Below are 22,320 nucleotides of genomic sequence, written 5' to 3'. Positions count from 1 at the left end.
ATGGTCCCGCCACCGGCCACCCCGCCTCGGCGTCCGGTCCGGGAGCAACGGCTCGATCCGCGCCCACTGCGCATCAGTCAACGGCACACCCGGACCAACGACCAACTGATCCAAACGAAACTGCCTAGAGGCCGGCCCCCGCTTCCAGGCCGGGATGCGTGCAGGCGAGCTGGGGCTGCCCCGCTGAAACCGGAGTGACCGCGCCCCTTCGGCGGTCTGCCCGCCCGAGCACCCCGGCCCACATGACCGGCCGTCACGTCAACCCCCGAGGAACGTCCGGCGGCGACCACTCAGGACGGCAGCCCGGGCGGGAGCGTCGCCCACAGGTGGGCCCGGTCGGTGGCCGCCTTCAGGACGTCCAGGACCGCCGGGTGCGGCGCGGCGTACAGCCGCGGGTAGTCCGCCTCACCGGCCGCGGTGTCCGGCGTGAAGGCCAGCCGCTCCCGCCCGAGCGAGAACCGGGCGTCCACGCCGGGCTTGTTGCCTCGCGGGTCCTGCCGGTGCCAGGCCCCGTCGAACCGTACGGCGACGAGCCCGTGCACCACGTCGAACCGCTGGTAGCACAGGGCCGTCGGGATGTCCTCGGCACGCAGCAGCGCGGCCAGCGCGTGGGCCTTGGCGTAGCAGATGCCGGTGCGCCGCTCCAGGACGTCGGAGGCCCGCCAGGTGACGCGCGGGTCACCGGAGTCCTGCGAGTGCGGGATGGTGTCGCGCACGAACTCGAAGGCCAGCCGCGCATAGGCATACGAGTCCTCCGCCTCCTTGGCGAGGCGCCCGGCCACCTCCCGCACCAGCGGATGATGGTGGTCGATGACGTCGTCGGCGGCCGGATAGGCGGACAGGTCAGGGGTTTCCTGGATCAGCTGCATGCCCGCAGAGCATAGGAAAGCGATCACCCTCCAGTCAATGACTTTTCAGGTGACCGCATACCTATGCAGGATTCGGAGGTCCCCGCTAGCGCGCCATCTCCTCCTTGAGGGCGGCCACGAAGGCGTCCACGTCGTCCTCGGTGGTGTCGAAGGCACACATCCACCGGACGTCGCCCGCGGCCTCGTCCCAGAAGTAGAAGCGGAACCGCTTCTGCAGGCGCTCGCTCACCTCGTGCGGCAGGCGGGCGAAGACCGCGTTGGCCTGCACCGGGTAGAGGATCTCCACGCCGTGCACGGCCCGCACCCCCTCGGCCAGGCGCTGCGCCATCTCGTTGCCGTGGCGGGCGTTGCGCAGCCACAGGTCCTTCGCGAGCAGGGCCTCCAGCTGCACCGACACGAAGCGCATCTTGGAGGCGAGCTGCATCGACAGCTTGCGCAGGTGCTTCATGTGGCGTACGGCGTCCTGGTCGAGGACCACGACCGCCTCGCCGAACAGCGCACCGTTCTTGGTGCCGCCGAGCGAGAGCAGGTCGACGCCGACCGCGTTGGTGAACGTCCGCATGGGCACGTCCAAGGAGGCGGCGGCGTTGGCTATCCGGGAGCCGTCCAGATGCACCTTCATGCCGTGCGCGTGGGCGTGCTCGCAGATCGCGCGGATCTCGTCGGGCGTGTAGAGGGTGCCCAGCTCGGTGCTCTGGGTGATCGAGACGACCTGCGGCATCGCGCGGTGCTCGTCGTCCCAGCCGTACGCCTGACGGTCGATCAGGTCGGGCGTGAGCTTGCCGTCGGGGGTGGGGACGGTGAGCAGCTTCAGGCCGCCCATGCGCTCGGGGGCGCCGCCCTCGTCGACGTGGATGTGCGCGCTCTCGGCGCAGATCACCGCGCCCCAGCGGTCGGTGACCGCCTGGAGCGCGACGACGTTGGCGCCGGTGCCGTTGAAGACCGGGAACGCCTGGGCGCCGGAGCCGAAGTGGCTGCGGACGACGCGCTGGAGGTTCTCGGTGTAGTCGTCCTCGCCGTACGCGACCTGGTGCCCGCCGTTGGCCAGCGCCAGGGCCGCGAGCACCTCGGGGTGCGCGCCGGCGTAGTTGTCACTGGCGAAACCGCGGACCTCGGGGTCGTGGTGGCGACGCGCGTCGGTCTTCGGGGGGTTCACGGCTTCTCGGTCAGCCACAGACGGTTTCCGTTCACTTCCGCGGCGGGCTTCTCCCAGACTCCGGCGACGGCCTCGGCGAGGTCACGCACGTCCGTGAAGCCCGCGAACTTCGCGTTGGGACGCTCGGCGCGCATCGCGTCGTGCACCAACGCCTTGACCACCAGGATGGCAGCCGCCGACGTCGGCCCCTGCTCGCCCCCCGCCTTGCGGAAGTAGTCCGCCATGGCCAGCGTCCACGCCTCGGCGGCGGCCTTGGCTGCCGAGTAGGCCGCGTTGCCCGCGGTGGGGTTGCTCGCACCCGCGGCGCTGATGAGGACGTACCGGCCACGGTCGCTGCGCTGGAGCGCCTCGTGGAAGGCGAGGGTGGTGTGCTGGACGGTGCGGATCAGCAGCTTCTCCAGCAGGTCCCAGTCGTCGAGGTCCGTCTTGGTGAAGGTCTGGCTGCCGCGCCAGCCGCCGACGAGGTGGACCACGCCGTCGACCCGGCCGAAGTCCTTCTCGATGCGGTCGGCCCACGCACGGGCGGAGTCCAGGTCGAGCAGGTCGACGGTCTCTCCGGTGACCGCGGCGCCGCCGTGCGCGTAGCGCGCCGCGTCCACCGCCTCCGCCAGCCGCTGGGGGTCGTTGTCCGAGCCGACGACCGTCGCGCCCGCCTCGGCGAGCCGCAGCAGTGCGGCCCGTCCGGCGGGCCCGCCCGCTCCCGCCACCGCGATCACCGCGCCGTCGAGCGCCCCGTTCCCCATGGTCCTCGCCTCCCGAGCCCGTGCCTGTCCCTGTGCCTGTGCCTGCCCGGTGCCGTCGCTCACGCGGCGGCCCGCTCGGCGCCGTCCCTGGTGATGCCCCGGGTCGAGGCGATCACGCTCTTCAGCTTCTTGGACAGGGCCTCGTAGAACATGCTCAGCGGAAACTCGTCCGGAAGCACGTCGTCCACGAGCTTGCGCGGCGGCAGGGTCAGGTCCAGGGCGTCGGGGCCCTTGGCCCACTTCGAGCCCGGGTGAGGCGCGAGGTAGGTGGAGACCAGCTCGTAGCCGGCGAACCAGTGGACCAGCTTGGGCCGGTCGATGCCGTCGCGGTAGAGCGACTCGATGTCGGCGCAGAGCTGGTTGGTGACCTGCGGGGCGCGCTGCCAGTCGATGAAGAGCTTGTTGTCGGTCCAGCGCACGACGTCGTGCTTGTGCAGGTAGGCGAAGAGGAGCTGACCGCCCAGACCGTCGTAGTTGCGCACGCGCTCGCCGGTGACCGGGAAACGGAACATGCGGTCGAAGAGGACCGCGTACTGCACGTCACGGGCCTGCGGGACGCCGTCGGCCTCCAGTTCCACGGCCTCCTTGAAGGCGGTGAGGTCGCAGCGCAGCTCCTCAAGGCCGTACATCCAGAACGGCTGGCGCTGCTTGATCATGAACGGGTCGAAGGGCAGGTCGCCGTGGCTGTGGGTGCGGTCGTGGACCATGTCCCACAGCACGAAGGCCTCCTCGCACCGCTTCTGGTCGTCGACCATCGCGGCGACGTCCTCGGGCAGCTCCAGGCCCAGGATGCCGACGGCGGCCTCGGTGACCCGGCGGAACCGGGCGGCCTCGCGGTCGCAGAAGATGCCGCCCCAGGAGAACCGCTCGGGTGCCTCGCGCACGGCGATGGTCTCCGGGAAGAGGACGGCCGAGTTGGTGTCGTAGCCCGCGGTGAAGTCCTCGAAGGTGATACCGCAGAAGAGCGGGTTGTCGTAGCGGGTGCGCTCCAGTTCGGCCAGCCAGTCGGGCCAGACCATGCGCAGCACGACCGCTTCGAGGTTGCGGTCCGGGTTGCCGTTCTGCGTGTACATCGGGAAGACGACCAGGTGCTGGAGGCCGTCCGCGCGGCTCGCGGCGGGCTGGAAGGCCAGCAGCGAGTCGAGGAAGTCGGGCACCTCGAAGCCGCCGGCGGCCCACCGGCCGAGGTCGGACACCAGGGCCTCGTGGTAGGCGCGGTCGTGCGGGAGCAGCGGGGAGAGCCGCTGGACGGCGTCGGCGACACGGCGTACGGCGTCCTCGGCGACGGCCCGGTCCGGGGCGCCCTCGGTGTCGAAGTCGATCGACCCGTCCTTGGACTGCCATGGCCTGATCCGCTCCACGGCATCCTTGAGCACGGGCCACGCCGGGTGCTCCACCACCCTGCTCACCGGAGGAACCTTCTCCTCCGCACCCACCTGCACAAGAATTTCCGTCATGTCCCATCCTCCACGAAAGAAGCCACGTCAGGACACCGTAGGCATACGAGGTTTCTCCCAGCAAGGGGAGCCCCCGTAAATTATCCTGCCTGACCCGGCCCTTAACCGCATTCTTTCCTGCCGGGTGCCTGAGTCCGTATACCAGGCGCGGCGCAGGGGAAACGGTCCGGCAGGGCCGTTAGGCTGCGCCCTGCCATCGCCGCCGTCGACGGAAGCGAGTCGAGCCTTGAACTTCCTCACCATCGGTCACCGCGGAGCGATGGGTGTCGAGCCCGAGAACACCCTGCGTTCCTTCGTCGCCGCCGAGCAGGCCGGCCTCGACGTCGTCGAGCTGGACCTGCACCTGAGCAAGGACGGCGCACTCGTCGTCATGCACGACGCGGACGTGGACCGCACCACGGACGGCACGGGCGCGATCGCCGACAAGACCCTCGAGGAGCTGCGGACGCTCGACGCGGGCCGCGGGGAGCGGATCCCGGTCTTCGAGGAGGTGCTGGACGCCGTGTCGGTGCCGTTGCAGGCCGAGATCAAGGACGCGGCGGCGGCGCGGACACTCGCCGAGGTGATGCACCGGCGGGGCCTGGTGGACCGGGTGGAGGTCATCTCGTTCCACGACGAGGCCATCGTCGAGATCGCCCGGCTGGTGCCGGGGGTGCGGACCGCCCTGGTCGCGCAGTACTACGGACCCGAGGTCGTGGACCGTGCCGTCGCGGCCGGCGCCGGGACGCTGTGCCTCGACATCAACCGCGTCACGCTGGAGATCGTGGAGCGGGCCCGCAAGGCCGGCCTGCGCGTCTTGTGCTGGACGGTGAACACCCAGGACCAGCTGCGGCTGGTACGCGCCCTCGGCCTCGACGGCGCGACGACCGACTACCCGGAGATCAAGCGCACCGGCCGCTTCACCGCGTGACTCCCCCGGGCGCCCCGAGGGTCACGCCAGCGGCTTGACCAGCAGCTCGAACCGCAGGTCGGCCCGCTGCGGGATGCCGAAGCGCTCGTCGCCGTACGGAAAGGGGGTCGTCTCTCCCGTACGGCGGTAGCCGCGGCGCTCGTACCAGGCGATGAGGTCCTCGCGCACCGAGATCACGGTCATGTGCATCTCGCTCACGCGCCAGGTGGTGCGGGCCCGCCGCTCCGCCTCCGCGAGGATCGCCTTGCCCAGCCCCTCGCCCTGGAGGGCCGGGCTGACCGCGAACATGCCGAAGTAGGCGTGCGCACCGCGGTGCTCCAGCTGGCAGCAGGCCACGAGTTCGCCGTCGCGCTCGACCGTCAGCAGGCGACTGTCCGGCGACTTGACCACCTCGAGCACGCCCTGCGGGTCCGTGCGCTGCCCGTGGAGGATGTCCGCCTCCGTGGTCCACCCGGCCCGGCTGGACTCGCCCCGGTACGCGGACTCCACGAGCGCGACGACGGCGTCCACGTCCGCGTCCGTCGCGTCGCGGTAGGTCAGTCGGCCGACGGTGGTGTCCATGGGGTGCCTCCGGTGGTCTCTCGGGCGCGGCGCGGGCACCGACGAGAGTAGCGCCGCCGCTAGGCTCGGTGCGCATGGTGCACGTACTCGGCAGCCGCGTCCTGCTCCGCCCCTCCGACCCCGACCGCTCCCGCGCCTTCTACGGCGAGCAGCTCGGCCTCGCCGTCCACCGCGAGTTCGGCACCGGTCCCGAGCGGGGCACCGTCTATTTCCTCGGCGGCGGGTTCCTGGAGGTCTCCGGCCGCGCCGAGGCCCCGTCCCCGCCCGCGCTCAAGCTGTGGCTCCAGGTGGAGGACGCGGCGGCGGCCCACGACGAACTGCGCTCCAGGGGCGTCGAGATCGTCCGGCCCCCGGTCCAGGAGCCGTGGGGACTCATCGAGATGTGGATCGAGGACCCGGACGGCACCCGGATCGTCCTCGTCGAGGTGCCCGCGGACCATCCGCTGCGCTACCGGCCCGGCATCTGAGGCAGCGGGGCGGCGCGTGCCGGATGGCCCCGGCCCGGGCCCGGCCTTAGCGTGCTGGAGGGGGACGGAGTCTGCGGCCGAGCGGAAGGACGCCCCACGCGATGAAGCTCCACGAACCGGTGCCCGGTGCACCCTGCTGGGCCGAGCTGGGGACCACCGACCTGGAAGCGGCCGAGCGGTTCTACACCGCGGTGTTCGGCTGGCGCCCCGAGGCCGACTCCCGCCGCGGGCCGGGCGGGTACACCATCGCCCGCCTCGACGGCGCGGCGGTCGCCGGCCTGGCCCCGCTGTACGAGCAGGCGCAGCCGGTCGCGTGGAACGTGTCGTTCGCGGTGCACGACGCGGACGCCGCGGTACGACAGGTGACGGCGGCCGGCGGGACGGTCGTGCGGAGCCCCGCCGACGTCTTCGACGCGGGCCGGTCCGTCGTGGCGGCCGATCCGACCGGGGCGGTGTTCCAGCTGTGGCAGGCGGGCGGCTTCCCCGGCGCCGGGCTGTTCGACGCGCCCGGCTCGCTGGGCTGGGTGGAGCTGCTGACCCGGGAGCCGGACCGGGCCGCCGACTTCTACACCACGGTGTTCGGCTGGAACGTGACCACCTCGGACCGCTACCCGCAGTGGCGGATCGCCGGCGCCGGCTTCGGCGGCATGGTGACGATGGACGACAAGTTCCCGCACGAGGTGCCGGCGCACTGGCTGCCGTACTTCGCGGTGGCGGACGTGGACACGGCCGCGGCCGACACGACCCACGCCGGCGGCACCGTGCTCATGCTGCCCACCTCCCCGCCCGACGGCCCGCGCATCGCGGTACTGCGGGACCCGCAGGGCGGGATGTTCGGCGTTTACCGGGCGGGCGACGGGCACTGGACCGGCTGAACGGCCCGCCGGGCGGGACCGGGGCACCTCGCGACGGCGCCGGCTCGGGGGACCCGGAGGAGGGCCGTGGGCCGTGGGGCCGGGGGTTCCCCGTCCCAGCGGCGCCGGCTCGCCGGGCCTCACGAACACCCCGCCCCTCACGGCACCCACCCGACCGGCTCCAGGCCCCGCCGGTCCTCGCGGCGCCCCTCCGGCAGGCGCCCGTCCGGCATGCGTCCGGTCCCGGGGCCGTTCATCCCCGCAGTGCGCCCAGGCGGCCCTCCAGGCGGCCCAGCAGCCCGCCGAGGAGCACCGCCAGCTCGTCCTGCTCGGCCCCGTCGACGCCGGAGAGCACGGCGGACTCGTAGGCGAGCTGCTCGGGCAGGATGCCGTCGACGAGGTCGCGTCCGGCGTCCGTGAGCCGGACGTGTGCCACCCGGCGGTCGCGGGTGTCACCGCGCCGCTCGACCAGGCCGCGCTCGCTGAGCTGCTTGAGGCGCTTGGTGACGGCGGCGCCGGAGGAGAAGGTCTCCCGGGCCAGGTCGCCGGGGGTCAGCTCGTGCCCGGTGCGGCGCAGCGCGCCCAGCAGGTCGAACTCGGCGCGGCTGAGTCCGGCCCGGCGCAGCGGGGCGTCCTCGGCCTGCTGGAGGAGGGCCGCGCAGCGGTTGATACGGCCGATGATCTCCATCGGCCCGGTGTCGAGGTCGGGGTGGACGGCCCGCCACTGCCGCACGACCGCGGCGACGGTGTCCCCGCCCGGTCCGCCCCTCGCGTCGCCCCCGGCCGCCGAGCCCCCGTCGGTTGCGGTCATGGCCGTACGTCCTCCGTTCTCGTGCCCGTGTCCCGGTCCGGACGCGCTGTACGGCGTCGAACCGTTGCGGCGAGCGTACGGTGTCCGGACTGCTCGGCGAGCACGACCCTCTCCTGCGGCACGGCGCGTCCCCACCATTCACCGGCCGCCGCGTCGACGGTGGTCCGCAGGTCGGTCAGTGCGGCGGCCAGACTCCGGCGGGCGGCCTCCAGGGCGCCGGGCGCCGGGTCGGGATCGGCCAGGAGGCGGGCGGCGTGTTCGCGGGCACGGTCGGCCGCGGTCACCGCCTGTCCGACGCGGCTTCCCGCGCGCCGGTTGGTGACGACGACGGCGGCCAGGAAGCCGACCAGGGCGCCGACGAGGGTGTCCACCACGCGCTCGGTGATCAGCTCGCCGGGTGCCTGGTACCCGGTGAACTCGGTGATGAGCAACGCCATCGGGGTGACGCAGACGCTGCCGAGCCAGTAGTTGCGGGTGATGAGCGCTTCGGCACCGAAGTTGAGGGCGAGGCAGAACAGGACCAGGAGGGCCTGGCCCAGGTGGGCGAGCGGGGCGATGGCGGCGAACACCAGCACCCCGGCGACGTTGCCGACCACGCGCTGGACCGCGCGGCTCCACGTCAGGGTCATGTTGGCCTGGTACAGGGCGGCGGCGGTGACCAGGGCCCAGTAGGGGCGGCCGACACCGAGGGCGAGGGAGGCGTAGCCGGCCAGGGCGCAGCCGAGGGCGGTGCGCAGGGCGATCGGGGTCAGTGGGCCGAGCCGCTGCCCCAGGGGCGTGGGGCGGGCGGCGAGTTCGGCTTCCACGCCGAGGAGTTCGTCGGCGTCCCCCGGGGCGCCGCCGGTGCGGGGGACGCGGCCGGAGCCGCGCAGGGCGCGGGCCCAGGTGCGCAGCCGCTCCGGGTCGGTGTCGGCGGGCGCGGCCAGCGCGACCTCGGCGCGGACGACGAGGCGTTCCAGGGCGTGCCGGGTGGTGGCGTGCCTGCCGGTCGCGGGGAGGGAGAGCAGCGTCTGCCAGGCGGCCTGCACGGCGGCGTAACCGGCGGCGCGGGCGGGGATGTGGCCGTCGCCGGTGCCGTGGGTGCCGGCGTACTCGGCGGCGGCGACCAGGGCCTGGGCGGTGGCGCGGCGTTCCGGGCCGTGCGGTCGGACGAGCGCGGGGGCCATGCCGACGAGCCAGGCCCAGGCACCCGCGGCGGCGCCCAGGGCCAGGTGGGCGGGGACCTGGCCGAGGGTCTGCGGGACGAACAGGGCGGCGGAGCTGATGAAGGTCAGGACCACGTTGCCCGGCGGACCGAAGCGGGCGACGTCGCACAGGGTCTTCTGCACGGCGGCCAGCAGGGCGCCGACGGTGACCAGCACGACGGCGTCTCGGGTGAGCGAGGCGGTGACCAGGGCGACGGCCACACCGCCGAGCATCGTGAGCACCACCCGGGCCAGGACGCGGGCCCGCACCGCGTAGGGGCGGTTGTGGGCGTAGAGGGCGCACAGGGATCCGGCCATGGTGTACAGCGCCAGGTCGAGCCGGCCGAGCGTGAGCAGGATCAGGTTGGGCGGGGCGACGGCGGCGACCGAACTCAGGGCGGGCTTGAACCAGATCTCGGAGGGCCGGCGCAGGCGCAGTACGCCGGTCAGGGACAGACGCCGGCCGCGTGGAACGCCGGAGGCGGGGGTCGCACTGCTCATGGAATAAAGCTTAACATGTGTTTTATCCGTAAAATGATTCTGGGGGCCCGGCTTCCGCGGCCCACCTGCGGCGAGCCACCGCGCTCCCCCGAATACTCCCCGTGTACTTCCTTGCGCTCGCGTGTGCGCCGCGCGGCCCGGGCAGTCCTTGACCGACCGGCCAGCGTCGAGCGGGGAGGCACGCGTGCACGGACCGGCGTCGTCCGGATGGCTGCTGGTCGCGCTGTGCGCGACGACCGGCGCCTACTGCCTGCTGCGCATGCGCAGCAGGGTCGAGGAGCAGCGACGCGCGGCGGGCGGCGAGGCCCTCATGGGATTCGGCATGGCCGCGATGGCCGTGCCGGCGGCGGCGTTCACCCCGCCGCCGTGGGCCTGGCCGGTCTACGCCGCGGTGTTCGGCGCGGCCGGGCTGCGTGCCCTGTGGGCGGCCCGGTCCGGGCGGCACCATCTGCACCACCTCGTCGGGGCCGCGGCCATGGTCCACATGGCGGTGGCGATGTCCGGTTCCCCCGCCCACGGGCACGGCGCCTCCGGCCTCCCCGTGCTGACCGGGGTGCTGCTGCTCTACTTCACCGGGTACGTGCTGCTGACCGGCGTACGCCTGGTACCCGTCGCCTCCGGGGCCGGGGCCGGGGCCAGGGCCGGAGCCGGGGCCGGGGGCCTGCCGGCCGCGGGGTGGGGCGACCGGCCGGAGCTGGCGCTGGCCTGCCGGCTCTCCATGGGGATCGCGATGCTGGCCATGCTGGCGGCCGTGTGACATCCGGCGTCGGCACCCGCCGCACCGGGCAGGTGCGCACACCATCCCCGGCCCGGCCGGCAGGCGCCGTCGCCCGCGTCCCTGCGCACGACCGGCCGGCAGAGGCCGTCACCTGCGTGCACTTCGCGCGACCGGCCGGCAGGCGCCGTTGCCTGCGTCACTTTGCGCGGTGGGCCGTACACCCGGCGCCCCGGCGCTCATAGGCTGCCCCCATGATTCTCCCCGCGGCACTGTTGCTGCTCGGTGCCCTGACCGCAGTCCTCGCCCCCAGGCTGCTCGCGCGGGCCGACTGGCCGGACCGCGAACCGGTGGTCGCGCTGTGGGTGTGGCAGTGCGTCGTGGCGGCCGTGCTCCTGTGCTGCGCGCTGTCGATGACGTTCAGCGCGGCGGCGGCCTGGCACGCGGTGGGCGGGCACGTCTTCGCGACGGCGCCGGGCCCGGTGGCCGAGGCCTACGCGCTCGGCACGTCCGGCCCCTGGGCGGACACGACCGCCGTCACGCTGGCCTGCGGCGGGCTGTGGAGCCTCGCGATGCTGGTCCGGGTGGTCGTACGGGCCCGGGCGCGGCGTCGGCGGCGCCGGGCCGAACTCCTGCTGCGCGTGCCGCTGCTGCCCGGCGAGGTGCCCGGCTCGGACCCGCTGGTCGTCCTGGAGGGCGAGCGGCCCGGCGCCTGGTGGCTGCCCGGCACTCCCCCGCAGCTGGTCGTCACCACCGCCGCGTTGCGCCGTCTCACGGGCCGGCAGCTCGACGCGGTCCTCGCCCACGAGAGGGGGCACGCGCGGGCACGGCACGACTGGCTGCTCCACTGCTCGGCCGCGCTGGCGGAGGGATTCCCGCAGGTCCCGGTGTTCGCCGCGTTCCGCGACGAGATGCACCGGCTGGTCGAGCTGGCCGCCGACGACGTGGCCTCCCGCCGCTTCGGCCGGCTGACGACCGCCCTCGCGCTGGTCGAACTCAACGAGGGCCGCGGGGTGTTCGGGCCGTGTCCGACCCCGCAGGCGCAGGTCCCGCAGCGGGTGCACCGGCTGCTCACCCCGCCGGACCGGCTGACGGCGGCCCGGCGGGTACGGCTGACCGCGGCAGCCTCGCTGGTCCCGGTCGTGCCGGTGCTGGTGGCCTTCGTTCCCGGTCTGCGGGCACTGGGCTGATCCCGTACCGCCCGCCCCATTCCGGGGATTGGCCCCGGAACGCCCGAGTCCGCGAGTATCGCAGCATGCAGACGCCACCCGTCGAATCCCCGCCCGGCCCTCCGCGGTCCCGTGCCGCCCTCCGTACGACGTGGGTGCTCGCCCTGTGCTCCGCGCTGCTGCTCACCCTGGTCGCGGCCGAGTGGCGCCCGTTGATCGTCCTGGACGACGACATCGCCGGCGCGACGCACCGCTGGGCGGTCGACGAGCCGGGCATCACGCACGCCATGCGGATCCTCACCGACTGGGTGTGGGACACGTGGACGATGCGACTGCTGTGTGCGGTGGTGGCGGTGTGGCTGTGGTTGCGGCGCGGCGACCGGTGGACGGCCGTGTGGCTGGGGACGTCCTGTCTGCTGGGCAGCCTGTTCCAGCAGGCCCTGAAGGCGGCGGTGAACCGGCCCCGCCCGGTCTGGCCCGACCCCGTGGACTCCGCGCACTTCGCGGCCTTCCCCTCGGGCCATGCCATGACCGCCACGTTCGTGTGCGGCCTGCTGGTGTGGCTGGTCCACGACCGCGGCGCCGCCCGGGGCGCGCGCTCGACCGCTCTGGCCTTGGCGGTGGTCTCCGTGGCGGGCGTCGGCGTGACACGGGTGTGGCTCGGCGTCCACTGGGCCACGGACGTCGTCGGCGGCTGGCTCCTGGGCACCCTGGTCGTGGCCGTCGCGGTACTGGTCCACCGCCGACGGCATCCGTGACACGTCGGGCCGCGGCCACGGCTGCACGGGGCCCGGCCGTGCGCCCCGCCGCCGGGGGCCGCACCGGCCGCGCGGACGCGATCCCCGTATCCGCCCTTCCGTCCGTACGGGAAGCCGGCCCCTGTGCGCCGTGGACCGTCTGCCCTGAGCGCGGACCGTCCGCCGGCGAGCGAGCGGCCAACCTGGCCGCGGCGGTTCCGGCACGGGGCGCTGCGACGGAACCGTCCGGAGGCACCACTTCGCTTCGTCACGTAGCCCGAGGCAACCAGTGGGGCGGACCGCCCGCCTCGGACGATCCCCCGTGTCGCCCGAGGCAGACGTAGCCGGACCGGACCCACCAGGGCCCGTCCGCCTGCGCTGAGTATAGTTGGCTGTCAGCCAGTCAACGCAGGAGTACAGCATGTCCCCGCGCAGCGCCTCGGTCAATGAAGAGTTGCGGCGGCGTTCCAAGGAGCGGCTCCTGCAGGCCGCGGTCGAGCTGGTGGGCGAGCACGGGTACGACGCGACCACGCTGGGCGACATAGCCGAGCGGGCCGGGTCGGCGCGCGGTCTGGTCTCGTACTACTTCCCCGGCAAGCGCCAGCTGGTGCAGTCCGCCGTGCACCGGCTGATGCACCGCACACTGGAGGAGGCACTGGAGCGCGAGCCGCGTACCGCCGAGGGGCGGGAGCGGATGGCCCGGGCCATCGACGCGGTCCTGGGGCTCGCCCGGGACCGTCCGGTGCTGATGCGCCAGCACATGGCGGGCCTGCTCCAGGCCGATGTCGGTTTCGTGCCGTGCCCGGAGCAGCGGCGACTGGCGGAGCTGCTGCGGGACACGGTCGCCCGGCACGGCTCCCGGGACGTCGACCGCGACTATCCGGTGCTGCGCGCGCTGCTCATGGGCGCCGTCTTCGCCGCTCTGGTGCCGGGCGCGCCGATGCCCGTGCCGGCGCTGCGCGCCGAGCTGTTCGGGCGCTACCGGCTGGCGTGGGAACTGGGTGTCCCGCCGGACACCGAGGCGTCCGGCGGGACGGTGTGCGACACGGACCTCTCCCGCTTCTTCGCGACCGGCGGGTCCGTCCGGCCGGCCCGGGCGGACCCGGCCGACGGAGCGGACCGGCCGGCTCAGTCGAAGTAGTCCGGCTGGGTCTGCGTGTTGAGCTCGCGCAGGTGGACCCGCTTGGCCGGGTCGGTGCGCCGGTCGCTGAGCTTGAGGACGTCGAAGCCCTTGGCGATGTCGTTCGAGTAGATGTAGCCGTTGTAGTAGTACGCCGACCAGGAACCACCCGTGGTGACACCGTCCGTGGTCAGCGGGCCGCGCTCGAAGTAGGCGATCTCCTTCGGACGCTTGGAGTCGGTGAACTCCCAGACCGAGACACCGCCCTGGTACCAGGCCTGGACCATGATGTCGCGGCCCTTGACCGGGATCAGCGAGCCGTTGTGGGCGACGCAGTTCTCGGTGTCCGCCTGGTGACGGGGGATCTTGAAGTAGCTGCGGAAGACCAGTTCGCGGTGGTCGCCCCTGCCCACGATGTCGTAGATGCCGTCGGCGCCGCGGTTCGGGCCGATCTCCGCGTTGCAGGTCGCGGCGCCGCCGCCGCCCAGCTCGTCGGTGAACACGACCTTGTCGGCCTTCTGGTTGAAGGTCGCCGAGTGCCAGAACGCGAAGTTGACGTTGTCCTGGACCCGGTCGATGACCTTCGGGCGCTCGGGGTCCTTGATGGAGAACAGGATGCCGTCGCCCATGCAGGCACCCGCCGCCAGGTCCTGCGAGGGCAGAACGGTGATGTCGTGGCAGCCGGTGGTCTTGGAGACGCCCGGGTTGGTGGGCCCGCCCGGGTTGCCGCCGCCGTCGGGGCCCTCACCGGGGAACAGCACCGGGAAGCCCACCACGGCCGCCCGCTCGGGGGCGTTGCGCGGCACCTTGATGACGGAGATGCCGTCGTGCGGCGGCTGGCAGTCCGGGTAGGCGGCGTTCGGCGAGTACGAGGAGACGTAGACGTAGACGTTCCTGCGCTCGGGCACCAGGGTGTGGGTGTGCGAACCGCAGGCGGTCTCGACTGCGGCGACGTACTTCGGGTTCCGTTTGTCGCTGATGTCGAAGACCTTCATGCCCTCCCAGGAGGACTTCTCGGTCGCGGGCTGGGTGGTGCTGTTGCAACTGCTGTCGCTGCGCGAGGAGTCGGTCGACAGGAACAGCAGGTCGCCGGAGACGGAGATGTCGTTCTGCGAGCCGGGGCACAGCACCTGGGCGACGGTTTTCGGCTTCTTCGGGTTCTTGATGTCGAAGATGCGGAAGCCGTCGTAGTTGCCGGCGAAGGCGTACCGGCCCTGGAAGGCCAGGTCCGAGTTGGTGCCGGGCAGCGCGTCCTTGGGGATGTTGGCCAGGTGCTCGATGTTGTCCGAGTGGACCACCTCGTCCTGACCGGGTATCGCGCCGCTCTCGATCGCCTCGCGCACCTCGGCGCGCGCGCTCTTGGACACCTCCTGGGACGTGGCCGGGCCGTCCCCCGGGTCGGGGGTCGCCACGGCCGGGCCGGCCGTGAGCAGCGCGGACAGGAGTCCGGCGGCGGCGGCCGCGACTCCCAGGCGTCTGCGCCGCGTTCGCGGGTCGTTGAACAGGGTCACTGTTTCCTCCCTACGTCCGTTCCCGTCGGAACGGTTCACGCACCCCGCAGTATCGTCTTGGCCATGCACATATCAACAGGGGGAAACGAACTCGCTTTGAAGTTTTCCGATCAATGGCCCGCGGAAGCGTGCTAAGACGGTCGTTCCACTCACGAGGTGTTCCGGGCCCCTCCCACCCCATCGGGGCCCCAGCCACAGGAGGTCGTTGTGCCCTTCCGTCCCGCGTCGACCCGCGCGTCGCTCGTCACGGCCTCACTGACCGCCCTGGCCGTGCTCGGACTCGGGGCCTGCGACTCCGGCCCGGACACCGGGGCGGCGGCCCCGGCCGGGCCCTCGGTGATCGCCCCCGGCAAGCCGGGCGAGGGCAACCGGACGCTGTCCGCGCAGGACGCCGAGCGGCAGCGCGCCGACGACGACTCCCCCAACTCGGCGGACGTCTCCTACGCCCGGATGATGATCCAGCATCACGCCCAGGCCCTGGAGATGACCGGACTCGTCCCGGAACGCGCCGAGTCCGGCCAGGTCGAGAAGCTCGCCGACCGGATCTCCGCCGCGCAGGGACCGGAGATCACGGCGATGGAGGGCTGGCTGAAGACCCACGGCGAGGAGGAGACGGGCGGCGGACACGACCACGCCGCGATGCCGGGGATGGCGACCGAGGCCCAGCTGGAGAAGCTGCGCGCGGCGAAGGGCAAGGCCTTCGACCAGCTCTTCCTCAAGCTGATGATCACTCACCACGAGGGCGCGATCAGCATGGCCACGGAGGTGAAGGCGCAGGGCAACAACGTCCAGGTCGAGGAGATGGCGGACGACGTGGTCGCCCAGCAGACGAGCGAGATCTCCCGGATGCGCGGGATGCTCTGACGCCTCCCCGCGGCGCCTCAGCGACGCGCGCGACGCGGTGCCAGGAAGCCTTCGTCGCGCGCCTGACCGATCAGCCTGAGCGACTTCCGCCGGCCGTGCCCGGTCGCATCCATCACCGCGAGCACGGGATCGGCTCCCTCGGCGCGGGCCGCCCGGTACTCCTGGGCGACGAGCCGGCAGCTCTCCCTGCCGCGCGGCCACGCGGGGCGGGCCCGCCGCGACGCGACCCGCGCGGCACCGGCGGGAGCCGGTACGCACGCCTCGAACAGCGGGCTCTCCAGCCACTCGGCCAGCGCGGCCAGGTCGTCGAGGGACAACGGCGGTTCGGCCCGTACGTCCTCGATCATCAGGACGTGACCGCACAGCACGGCGAGCGCCTCCACCCGGGCGCCGTCGGTGAACGTCAGCCGGACGTCGAACCAGGAGGCCGTACCGCCGTCCTCGCGCACCGCCCAGGTCTGCCGCACGGACATCTCCCCGTCGTCCGGACAGCGGTCGGAAAGCCGAAGAGAACGATCAACGAAGGACGCTTCGAGCACACACGCAACGTAACCTCATGATCACATTCCGTACGAACAGAACACGCACGGAACGCGCAGCGTTCCCGGACGCGCACCCCGTCGGCGGAGCTGAGCCGGAAGGATGCCGGCGCCACCGGCGCCCTCCCGCCTCGGCCGGCGACACGGAGCGCCGCCGCACCGCGCGGCACCGTCAGTCGGAGCCGAGGCGGGCGTCCTGGCGGGCCGCGGCAGCCAGGAGGGTGTCGAGCAGCCCCGGGAAGAGCGCGTCCAGGTCGTCCCCTCGCAGGCCGTTCATCTTGGCCGTGCCCCGGTAGGCCTGCCGGATCACCCCGCTCTCGCGCAGGACCCGGAAGTGGTGCGTGGTGGTGGACTTGGTCACCGGCAGGTCGAAGTGCGAGCAGGAGAACAGCTCCCCGCGGTCGGCCGCGAGCTCCCGCACGATCCGCATCCGCACCGGGTCGGAGAGCGCGTGCAGCACGTTCTCCAGCCGGATCGCGCCGCGCGCCGGATGCGGCAGGTCACGGGCGGCGGCGGTGATGGCGGGGGGCACGGCGGCTCCAGTCGTCCGGGAGGGACCCATCGCCCAGGAGGGGCCTTCGTCGAGGGACCATTGTACGAAGGTCACCGTAGTTTGACATCCACCGTACTACGAGGGCTATCGTACGAGCGGTTCCGCCCTTCCCCGACCCCGGGAGCAGCCCTCCATGAGCGCCCTCTTCCAGCCTCTCCGGCTGCGCGACACCACGATCCCCAACCGGGCCTGGATGCCGCCGATGTGCCAGTACTCCGCCGCGCCGACGGGCCCCTCGGCGGGCGTCCCCGGCGACTGGCACGTCGCCCACTACGGCGCCCGCGCCGCCGGTGGCACCGGCCTGATCGTCGTCGAGGCCACCGGCGTGTCACCCGAGGGCCGCATCTCGCCGCAGGATCTCGGCCTGTGGAACGACACCCAGACCGAGGCCTTCCGCCGGATCACCGGTTTCCTCCGGGAGCAGGGCACGGTCCCGGCGATCCAGCTGGCACACGCCGGCCGCAAGGCGTCGACCGCACAGCCCTGGAAGGGCGGGGCCCCGGTGGGCCCGGACGCGTACGGCTGGCAGCCGGTGGCGCCGAGCGCGCTCGCGTTCGACGAGCGCCACCCGGTACCGGACGAACTGACGGTCGCGCAGCTCCAGGAGGTGGTCGGCCGGTTCGCGGACGCGGCACGCCGGGCCCTCGCCGCCGGTTTCGAGGTCGCCGAGATCCACGGCGCCCACGGCTACCTGATCCACGAGTTCCTGTCCCCGCACTCCAACCGCCGCACCGACGCCTACGGCGGCTCGTACGAGAACCGCACCCGTTTCGCCCTCGAGGTCGTCGACGCCGTGCGCGAGGTGTGGCCCGACGACAAGCCGCTGTTCTTCCGCGTATCGGCGACCGACTGGCTGGAGGAGGGAGGCTGGACACCCGAGGACACCGTCCGCTTCGCCCGGGACCTCCAGGCACACGGCATCGACCTCCTCGACGTCTCCACCGGCGGCAATGTCCCGCACGTCCGCATCCCGACCGGGCCCGGCTACCAGGTTCCGTTCGCCGCGGGCGTGAAGGCCGGGACCACGCTGCCGGTCGCCGCCGTCGGCCTGATCACCGACGCCGGGCAGGCCGAGAAGATCCTGGCCAACGGCGAGGCCGACGCTGTCCTCCTGGGGCGCGAACTGCTGCGCAACCCTTCCTGGGCCCAGCACGCGGCCCGGGAACTCGGTGACGAGATCCGGGTGCCGGATCAGTACGGGCGGGCCGTGTGAAGGGGATCGTCGCGCGAAGCGTTGACTAGAAAGCGCTTGCCCTCTACGGTCCGTTCATCAGCGTGACCGTCGCGGACGCTGTCGACCACCCTTGCGTCGCCTCGTGGGCCGCTCAGCGTGCGCGACACCAACACGAGCACAAACAGCATTCACGTACATGTTCCGTTCCACCCCCACTCCCTACGGAAGGGATCAGAACATGACTGCTGCGACACGCGCCCGCGCGCACCGGCGCGCCGCGACCGGCGCGCTGGCCGCTCTCGGACTCTCGGTTGGCATGCTCATGTCAGTCGGAGCGGCCGGGGCACACGCCGCCACCTGGCCGGCCCCCAACGGCAGCACAGGCGTCTCCGCCACCATCCCGGTCTCCGGCACCAAGGACTACGGGATGAAGCGCCTCTACGGCACGGGAGAACTGGGCTCCGGCAGCCAGGACGAGGACCAGGGACCGATCCTGGAACTGGCACCCGGCGCCGTCCTCAAGAACGTGATCATCGGTGCTCCCGCCGCGGACGGCATCCACTGCAAGGGCAGTTGCACCCTGCAGAACGTCTGGTGGGAGGACGTCGGCGAGGACGCGGCGACCTTCCGCGGCTCCTCCTCGTCGAACGTCTACACCGTTTCCGGCGGAGGCGCCAAGGAAGCCGACGACAAGGTGTTCCAGTTCAACGGCGCCGGGACGCTGAACGTGTCCAACTTCGCCGTCAAGAACTTCGGCACCTTCGTACGCTCCTGCGGCAACTGCTCGACGCAGTACAAGCGGACGATCAACCTCAACACCATCGAGGTGAGCTGGAAGGGCAGCCGGATCGCCGGCATCAACACCAACTACGGCGACAGCGCGACCCTGCGCAACATCACGATCGTGGGCGACAGCGGCAAGAAGATCGTCCCGTGCCAGAAGTACATCGGCAACGACGACGGAGACGAGCCGGGCTCGAACGGCTCGGGACCCGACGGCACACACTGCAAGTACGCGTCGTCCGACATCACCTACAAGTGATCCGTGCGTGACGGGCGGCTGATCCCGCCGCTCCGGGTCCGGGCGCCCCGCACCCGGACCTGGAGGCTCCCGCCGACCGGGCCCTCGTCCTCCAGGGCCCCCTCTCCGCCTCCGCCTCTCCGCCTCCCCTCCCGGCCTCCTCCTCCCTGCTTCTCTGCCGGCCCGCCGGCGCCTCCCGCGCGGCCCTGCCCGGCGGCGACCGGGGCAGGCGACCGGGGCAGGCGTCCGGCGCGCCGCCCGCCGGGGCCGGCCTCGACGGCGCCCTGGCGCGGTGCCTGCCGGGCGCGGGCCTGGCGGCCGGCGCCGACCCACCCCTACGGATCCGACACCACCGCTCTGACCTGCGGCGACTCCCTTCCCAGAGGTGACTGTCAGTGCCGGGGTGCAGACTGGCCCGTGTCCGAGACAAAGGCGTCGACGAGGACGCCGCGGAGGTGATCGGCATGACCGAGGTACTGCTCGCCGTGGGCACCCGCAAGGGCCTGTTCATCGGGCGCCGGCGGGGTGGCACCTGGGAGTTCGACGAGAGCCCCTACTTCAACGCACAGGCCGTCTACTCGGTCGCCCTCGACACCCGCGGCGGCACCCCGCGACTGCTGGCGGGCGGCGACAGCGCGCACTGGGGCCCGTCGGTGTTCCACTCCGACGACCTGGGCCGCACCTGGACGGAACCGGCGCAGCCGGCTGTCAAGTTCCCCAAGGACACCGGCGCTTCGCTGGAGCGGGTGTGGCAGCTGCACCCGGCCGCCGCCGAGCCGGACGTGGTCTACGCGGGCACGGAACCGGCCGCGCTGTACCGCTCGGAGGACCGCGGCGAGAGCTTCGAGCTGATGCGGCCCCTGTGGGAGCACCCCACGCGGTCCCGGTGGGTGCCGGGCGGCGGCGGGGAAGGGCTGCACACCGTGCTCACCGACCGGCGGGACCCGGGGTCGGTGACGGTCGCCGTCTCGACCGCGGGCGTGTTCCGCACGACGGACGGCGGCGAGAGCTGGGCGCCGTCCAACTCGGGTGTCTCCGCGGTCTTCCTGCCGGACCCCGACCCGGAGTTCGGCCAGTGCGTGCACAAGGTGGCGCGGGACGCGGCGACGCCCGACCGGCTGTACCTGCAGAACCACTGGGGGGTGTACCGCAGCGACGACGCGGGCGCGCGGTGGACGGACATCGGCGAGGGGCTGCCGTCCACGTTCGGCTTCGCGGTGGCCGCCCACCCGCACCGCGGCGACACCGCGTACGTCTTCCCGATCAACGCCGACGCGGACCGGGTGCCCGCGGACCACCGCTGCCGGGTCTTCCGCACGGAGGACGCGGGCAGGAGCTGGGAGCCGCTCACCGCGGGACTGCCCCAGGAGGCCCACTACGGCACGGTGCTGCGCGACGCCCTGTGCACCGACGACGCCGAGCAGGCGGGCGTGTACTTCGGCAACCGCAACGGCGAGGTGTTCGCGTCGGCCGACGACGGAGACAGCTGGGAGCAGTTGGCCTCCCACCTGCCGGACGTGCTGTGCGTGCGGGCGGCCGTCGTCCGATGAACCGAACCCGGGGGGACTGCTTCGGCCACCGGTTGATCGGCGTCACCCGTACGGCAGTAGGGTGACGCCCGTGGCACCACGACCCTTGAACGAAATCGTCGAAGCGGGCTGGGCGAAGGCTCTGGAACCCGTCGCCGGTCGGATCACCTCGATGGGTGAGTTCCTGCGCGCGGAGATCGCCGCCGGACGCACCTATCTCCCGGCCGGACCGAATGTCCTGCGGGCTTTCCAGCAGCCCTTCGACGACGTCCGGGTCCTGATCGTGGGTCAGGACCCGTATCCCACTCCGGGGCACGCGGTGGGCCTGTCGTTCTCGGTCGCGCCCGAGGTGCGTCCGCTGCCCGGCAGCCTCATCAACATCTTCCGGGAGCTGAACGCCGACCTGAATCTCCCGCAGCCCTCGAACGGGGACCTGACCCCGTGGACCCGGCAGGGCGTGCTGCTGCTCAACAGAGCACTCACCACGGCCCCGCGCAAGCCCGCCGCGCACCGCGGCAAGGGGTGGGAGGACGTCACCGAACAGGCGATCCGGGCCTTGGCGGCGCGCGGCAAGCCGATGGTGTCCATCCTCTGGGGCCGGGACGCCCGCAACCTGCGTCCCCTGCTCGGCGACCTGCCGTCCGTGGAGTCCGCGCACCCGTCCCCGATGTCGGCCGACCGGGGATTCTTCGGCTCCCGGCCGTTCAGCCGGGCCAACGACCTGCTGGTCCGACTGGGAGGTCAGCCGGTCGACTGGCGCCTGCCGTGAGCGGCGGCTACCTCGCCGTCGACTCCGGGGGCTCGGGCCTGCGCGTCGTCGTCGGCCGGGCCGGTGACGGCGGGGGTGGTCCGGACGGGCTCGGGCGGCGTACGTCGCGGGAGCCCGTGCGCACCGGCGCGCGTGGCATCGACCCCGGGCACCTGATGGGGCAACTGCTGCCCATGGCGAGGGCGTTGACCGCCGAGACCGGCGTGCCCCGGCTCGACACCGTCGTCGTCGGAGCCGCCGGGCTGGCCACCCTGGGCCACGCCCTGCGCGCCGAACTGCCCGGTGCGCTGGCCCGTGAGCTGGGTGTGCGGACGGTCGCCCTGGTCGCCGACGCCGTCACCGCGTACGTCGGCGCCCTCGGTCCGCGGGCCGGAGCGGTGGTCGCCGCCGGCACCGGCCTGGTCGCCACCGGCACCGACCTGGCGCGCTGGCGCAGGGCGGACGGCTGGGGTCATCTGCTGGGCGACTGCGGTGGCGGCGCCTGGATCGGCCGGGCCGGTCTGGAGGCGGCGCTGCGCGCCCACGACGGGCGCCGGGGCGGCTCCGCTCCCCTGCTGGCCCGGGCCGAGGAACGGTTCGGGCCGGTGGCGGGGCTGCCCGGCCGGCTCTACCCGCGTACGGACCGACCGGCCGTCCTGGCCTCCTTCGCGCCCGACGTGGCCGCCTGCGCGGCCGACGACCCCGTCGCCGCGGACATCCTGCGGGCCGCCGCGCGGCACATGGCCGACTCGGCCGCCGCGGTGTGCCCGCCCGGGGGCGAGCCGCGCGTCGCGGTCACCGGCGGCCTGCTGAAGATGGGCGAGCCCCTCCTCGCACCTCTGGAGGAGGCGCTGGCAAAGCGACTGCCGCACGCCCGGCGCACGGCCGCGGAGGGTGATCCTCTGCGGGGCGCGGTCCGTATCGCGACGGACCTGGTGACCGGCTCGTTCGCCCTTCCGGGCGATGACAGCCTGCTGTGGTTGACGACTGGAGCGTACGGCCGGTAATCGGTCCTCCGGCGAGGTGAATCGTGCCGATGTCAGCCGATCCGTACATCACTCTTCAGACAAAACCGGACGGATACCGCTCACCTGCACCCTCCCCGAACAGGGAAACCCGGGAAACCA

23 protein-coding genes are annotated in these 22,320 nt (G+C 72.9%); 13 read left to right on the top strand and 10 right to left on the bottom strand.

Going from position 1 to position 22,320, the window contains the following annotated elements:
• Positions 1-290: 290 nt before the first annotated feature.
• The 4 genes from ACVV2G_RS28355 to ACVV2G_RS28340 form a co-directional block, all read right to left on the bottom strand.
• Positions 291-869, bottom strand: a complete 579-nt coding sequence (locus ACVV2G_RS28355; protein WP_453845620.1) for a transglutaminase domain-containing protein — start codon at positions 867-869, stop codon at positions 291-293.
• A gap of 85 nt (positions 870-954) precedes the next feature.
• Positions 955-2,025 carry a threonine aldolase family protein gene (locus ACVV2G_RS28350; RefSeq protein WP_453845619.1) on the bottom strand — a complete coding sequence of 357 codons (1,071 nt, stop codon included), beginning with the start codon at positions 2,023-2,025 and terminating at the stop codon, positions 955-957.
• Positions 2,022-2,768 carry an SDR family NAD(P)-dependent oxidoreductase gene (locus tag ACVV2G_RS28345; RefSeq protein ID WP_453845618.1) on the bottom strand — a complete coding sequence of 249 codons (747 nt, stop codon included), beginning with the start codon at positions 2,766-2,768 and terminating at the stop codon, positions 2,022-2,024. The genes ACVV2G_RS28350 and ACVV2G_RS28345 overlap by 4 nt, the downstream gene beginning before the upstream one ends.
• 59 nt (positions 2,769-2,827) lie before the next feature.
• Entirely contained in the window at positions 2,828-4,225 is a 1,398-nt protein-coding gene (locus ACVV2G_RS28340; RefSeq protein WP_453845617.1) for a DUF6421 family protein, read from the bottom strand.
• A gap of 226 nt (positions 4,226-4,451) precedes the next feature.
• On the opposite strand from ACVV2G_RS28340, the gene ACVV2G_RS28335 reads away from it, so the two are divergent.
• The gene (locus ACVV2G_RS28335) at positions 4,452-5,135 is read left to right on the top strand and encodes a glycerophosphodiester phosphodiesterase (protein ID WP_453845616.1); all 684 of its coding nucleotides are present in this window, start codon (positions 4,452-4,454) and stop codon (positions 5,133-5,135) included.
• Positions 5,136-5,156: 21 nt separating this feature from the next.
• Here the strand turns inward: ACVV2G_RS28335 and ACVV2G_RS28330 are convergent, their stop codons facing one another.
• Positions 5,157-5,696: a GNAT family N-acetyltransferase gene (locus ACVV2G_RS28330; RefSeq protein ID WP_453845615.1), complete on the bottom strand. Its 540-nt coding sequence runs from the start codon at positions 5,694-5,696 to the stop codon at positions 5,157-5,159.
• 74 nt (positions 5,697-5,770) lie between these two features.
• Here ACVV2G_RS28330 and ACVV2G_RS28325 point away from each other — a divergent pair, with 74 nt between their 5' ends.
• On the top strand, positions 5,771-6,163 hold the full coding sequence (locus tag ACVV2G_RS28325) for a VOC family protein (protein ID WP_453845614.1): 393 nt from the start codon (positions 5,771-5,773) through the stop codon (positions 6,161-6,163).
• A gap of 101 nt (positions 6,164-6,264) precedes the next feature.
• A complete protein-coding gene (locus tag ACVV2G_RS28320) occupies positions 6,265-7,038 on the top strand; it encodes a VOC family protein (RefSeq protein ID WP_453845613.1) in 774 nt (257 codons plus the stop codon).
• Positions 7,039-7,270: 232 nt separating this feature from the next.
• Here the strand turns inward: ACVV2G_RS28320 and ACVV2G_RS28315 are convergent, their stop codons facing one another.
• The gene (locus ACVV2G_RS28315) at positions 7,271-7,828 is read right to left on the bottom strand and encodes a MarR family winged helix-turn-helix transcriptional regulator (RefSeq protein WP_453845612.1); all 558 of its coding nucleotides are present in this window, start codon (positions 7,826-7,828) and stop codon (positions 7,271-7,273) included.
• On the bottom strand, positions 7,825-9,513 hold the full coding sequence (locus ACVV2G_RS28310; protein ID WP_453845611.1) for an FUSC family protein: 1,689 nt from the start codon (positions 9,511-9,513) through the stop codon (positions 7,825-7,827). Before ACVV2G_RS28310 ends, ACVV2G_RS28315 begins: the two co-directional genes overlap by 4 nt.
• A 184-nt stretch (positions 9,514-9,697) precedes the next feature.
• On the opposite strand from ACVV2G_RS28310, the gene ACVV2G_RS28305 reads away from it, so the two are divergent.
• The 4 genes from ACVV2G_RS28305 (at position 9,698) to ACVV2G_RS28290 (ending at position 13,275) form a co-directional block, all read left to right on the top strand.
• Positions 9,698-10,270, top strand: coding sequence for a DUF5134 domain-containing protein (locus ACVV2G_RS28305; protein WP_453845610.1), 573 nt, complete (start codon positions 9,698-9,700; stop codon positions 10,268-10,270).
• 212 nt (positions 10,271-10,482) lie between these two features.
• A complete protein-coding gene (locus ACVV2G_RS28300) occupies positions 10,483-11,418 on the top strand; it encodes a M56 family metallopeptidase (protein ID WP_453845609.1) in 936 nt (311 codons plus the stop codon).
• 65 nt (positions 11,419-11,483) lie between these two features.
• Positions 11,484-12,155, top strand: a complete 672-nt coding sequence (locus ACVV2G_RS28295; protein ID WP_453845608.1) for a phosphatase PAP2 family protein — start codon at positions 11,484-11,486, stop codon at positions 12,153-12,155.
• Positions 12,156-12,555: 400 nt separating this feature from the next.
• Positions 12,556-13,275: a TetR/AcrR family transcriptional regulator gene (locus ACVV2G_RS28290; protein WP_453845607.1), complete on the top strand. Its 720-nt coding sequence runs from the start codon at positions 12,556-12,558 to the stop codon at positions 13,273-13,275.
• On the opposite strand, the gene ACVV2G_RS28285 is transcribed toward ACVV2G_RS28290, so the two are convergent.
• Positions 13,263-14,765, bottom strand: a complete 1,503-nt coding sequence (locus tag ACVV2G_RS28285) for an LVIVD repeat-containing protein (protein WP_453845606.1) — start codon at positions 14,763-14,765, stop codon at positions 13,263-13,265. The two genes, ACVV2G_RS28290 and ACVV2G_RS28285, sit on opposite strands and share 13 nt — an antisense overlap.
• A gap of 207 nt (positions 14,766-14,972) precedes the next feature.
• Here ACVV2G_RS28285 and ACVV2G_RS28280 point away from each other — a divergent pair, with 207 nt between their 5' ends.
• On the top strand, positions 14,973-15,629 hold the full coding sequence (locus ACVV2G_RS28280; RefSeq protein WP_453845605.1) for a DUF305 domain-containing protein: 657 nt from the start codon (positions 14,973-14,975) through the stop codon (positions 15,627-15,629).
• 17 nt (positions 15,630-15,646) lie between these two features.
• On the opposite strand, the gene ACVV2G_RS28275 is transcribed toward ACVV2G_RS28280, so the two are convergent.
• Positions 15,647-16,102: a DUF6214 family protein gene (locus ACVV2G_RS28275; RefSeq protein ID WP_453845604.1), complete on the bottom strand. Its 456-nt coding sequence runs from the start codon at positions 16,100-16,102 to the stop codon at positions 15,647-15,649.
• A 238-nt stretch (positions 16,103-16,340) separates the two neighbouring features.
• A complete protein-coding gene (locus tag ACVV2G_RS28270) occupies positions 16,341-16,730 on the bottom strand; it encodes an ArsR/SmtB family transcription factor (protein WP_453845623.1) in 390 nt (129 codons plus the stop codon).
• Positions 16,731-16,854: 124 nt separating this feature from the next.
• On the opposite strand from ACVV2G_RS28270, the gene ACVV2G_RS28265 reads away from it, so the two are divergent.
• From ACVV2G_RS28265 to ACVV2G_RS28245, 5 genes are all read left to right on the top strand, one after another.
• Positions 16,855-17,934, top strand: a complete 1,080-nt coding sequence (locus tag ACVV2G_RS28265; RefSeq protein WP_453845603.1) for an NADH:flavin oxidoreductase/NADH oxidase — start codon at positions 16,855-16,857, stop codon at positions 17,932-17,934.
• Between the two features lie 199 nt (positions 17,935-18,133).
• Positions 18,134-18,937 (top strand): pectate lyase, encoded by an 804-nt coding sequence (locus ACVV2G_RS28260; protein WP_453845602.1) that lies wholly within the window; start codon positions 18,134-18,136, stop codon positions 18,935-18,937.
• Positions 18,938-19,311: 374 nt separating this feature from the next.
• Positions 19,312-20,466 carry a WD40/YVTN/BNR-like repeat-containing protein gene (locus ACVV2G_RS28255; RefSeq protein WP_453845601.1) on the top strand — a complete coding sequence of 385 codons (1,155 nt, stop codon included), beginning with the start codon at positions 19,312-19,314 and terminating at the stop codon, positions 20,464-20,466.
• Positions 20,467-20,536: 70 nt separating this feature from the next.
• The gene (locus ACVV2G_RS28250; RefSeq protein WP_453845600.1) at positions 20,537-21,214 is read left to right on the top strand and encodes a uracil-DNA glycosylase; all 678 of its coding nucleotides are present in this window, start codon (positions 20,537-20,539) and stop codon (positions 21,212-21,214) included.
• Positions 21,211-22,200: an N-acetylglucosamine kinase gene (locus ACVV2G_RS28245; RefSeq protein WP_453845599.1), complete on the top strand. Its 990-nt coding sequence runs from the start codon at positions 21,211-21,213 to the stop codon at positions 22,198-22,200. Before ACVV2G_RS28250 ends, ACVV2G_RS28245 begins: the two co-directional genes overlap by 4 nt.
• Positions 22,201-22,320: the final 120 nt, after the last annotated feature.

The organism is Streptomyces sp. JK94 (assembly GCF_053613315.1).
The sequence above is the reverse complement of the archived record's forward strand: the minus strand, read 5'-3'. Positions and strand labels throughout refer to the sequence as shown.

What these genes read in the sequence shown, in the direction of transcription:
- ACVV2G_RS28260 (WP_453845602.1), top strand. Translation starts at nt 18,134, where the DNA reads ATGACTGCTGCGACACGCGCCCGCGCGCACCGGCGCGCCGCGACCGGC.
- ACVV2G_RS28295 (WP_453845608.1), top strand. Translation starts at nt 11,484, where the DNA reads ATGCAGACGCCACCCGTCGAATCCCCGCCCGGCCCTCCGCGGTCCCGT.
- ACVV2G_RS28265 (WP_453845603.1), top strand. Translation starts at nt 16,855, where the DNA reads ATGAGCGCCCTCTTCCAGCCTCTCCGGCTGCGCGACACCACGATCCCC.
- ACVV2G_RS28290 (WP_453845607.1), top strand. Translation starts at nt 12,556, where the DNA reads ATGTCCCCGCGCAGCGCCTCGGTCAATGAAGAGTTGCGGCGGCGTTCC.
- ACVV2G_RS28270 (WP_453845623.1), bottom strand. Translation starts at nt 16,730, where the DNA reads ATGGGTCCCTCCCGGACGACTGGAGCCGCCGTGCCCCCCGCCATCACC.
- ACVV2G_RS28340 (WP_453845617.1), bottom strand. Translation starts at nt 4,225, where the DNA reads ATGACGGAAATTCTTGTGCAGGTGGGTGCGGAGGAGAAGGTTCCTCCG.
- ACVV2G_RS28330 (WP_453845615.1), bottom strand. Translation starts at nt 5,696, where the DNA reads ATGGACACCACCGTCGGCCGACTGACCTACCGCGACGCGACGGACGCG.
- ACVV2G_RS28275 (WP_453845604.1), bottom strand. Translation starts at nt 16,102, where the DNA reads ATGTCCGTGCGGCAGACCTGGGCGGTGCGCGAGGACGGCGGTACGGCC.
- ACVV2G_RS28310 (WP_453845611.1), bottom strand. Translation starts at nt 9,513, where the DNA reads ATGAGCAGTGCGACCCCCGCCTCCGGCGTTCCACGCGGCCGGCGTCTG.
- ACVV2G_RS28300 (WP_453845609.1), top strand. Translation starts at nt 10,483, where the DNA reads ATGATTCTCCCCGCGGCACTGTTGCTGCTCGGTGCCCTGACCGCAGTC.
- ACVV2G_RS28320 (WP_453845613.1), top strand. Translation starts at nt 6,265, where the DNA reads ATGAAGCTCCACGAACCGGTGCCCGGTGCACCCTGCTGGGCCGAGCTG.
- ACVV2G_RS28355 (WP_453845620.1), bottom strand. Translation starts at nt 869, where the DNA reads ATGCAGCTGATCCAGGAAACCCCTGACCTGTCCGCCTATCCGGCCGCC.
- ACVV2G_RS28325 (WP_453845614.1), top strand. Translation starts at nt 5,771, where the DNA reads ATGGTGCACGTACTCGGCAGCCGCGTCCTGCTCCGCCCCTCCGACCCC.
- ACVV2G_RS28345 (WP_453845618.1), bottom strand. Translation starts at nt 2,768, where the DNA reads ATGGGGAACGGGGCGCTCGACGGCGCGGTGATCGCGGTGGCGGGAGCG.
- ACVV2G_RS28315 (WP_453845612.1), bottom strand. Translation starts at nt 7,828, where the DNA reads ATGACCGCAACCGACGGGGGCTCGGCGGCCGGGGGCGACGCGAGGGGC.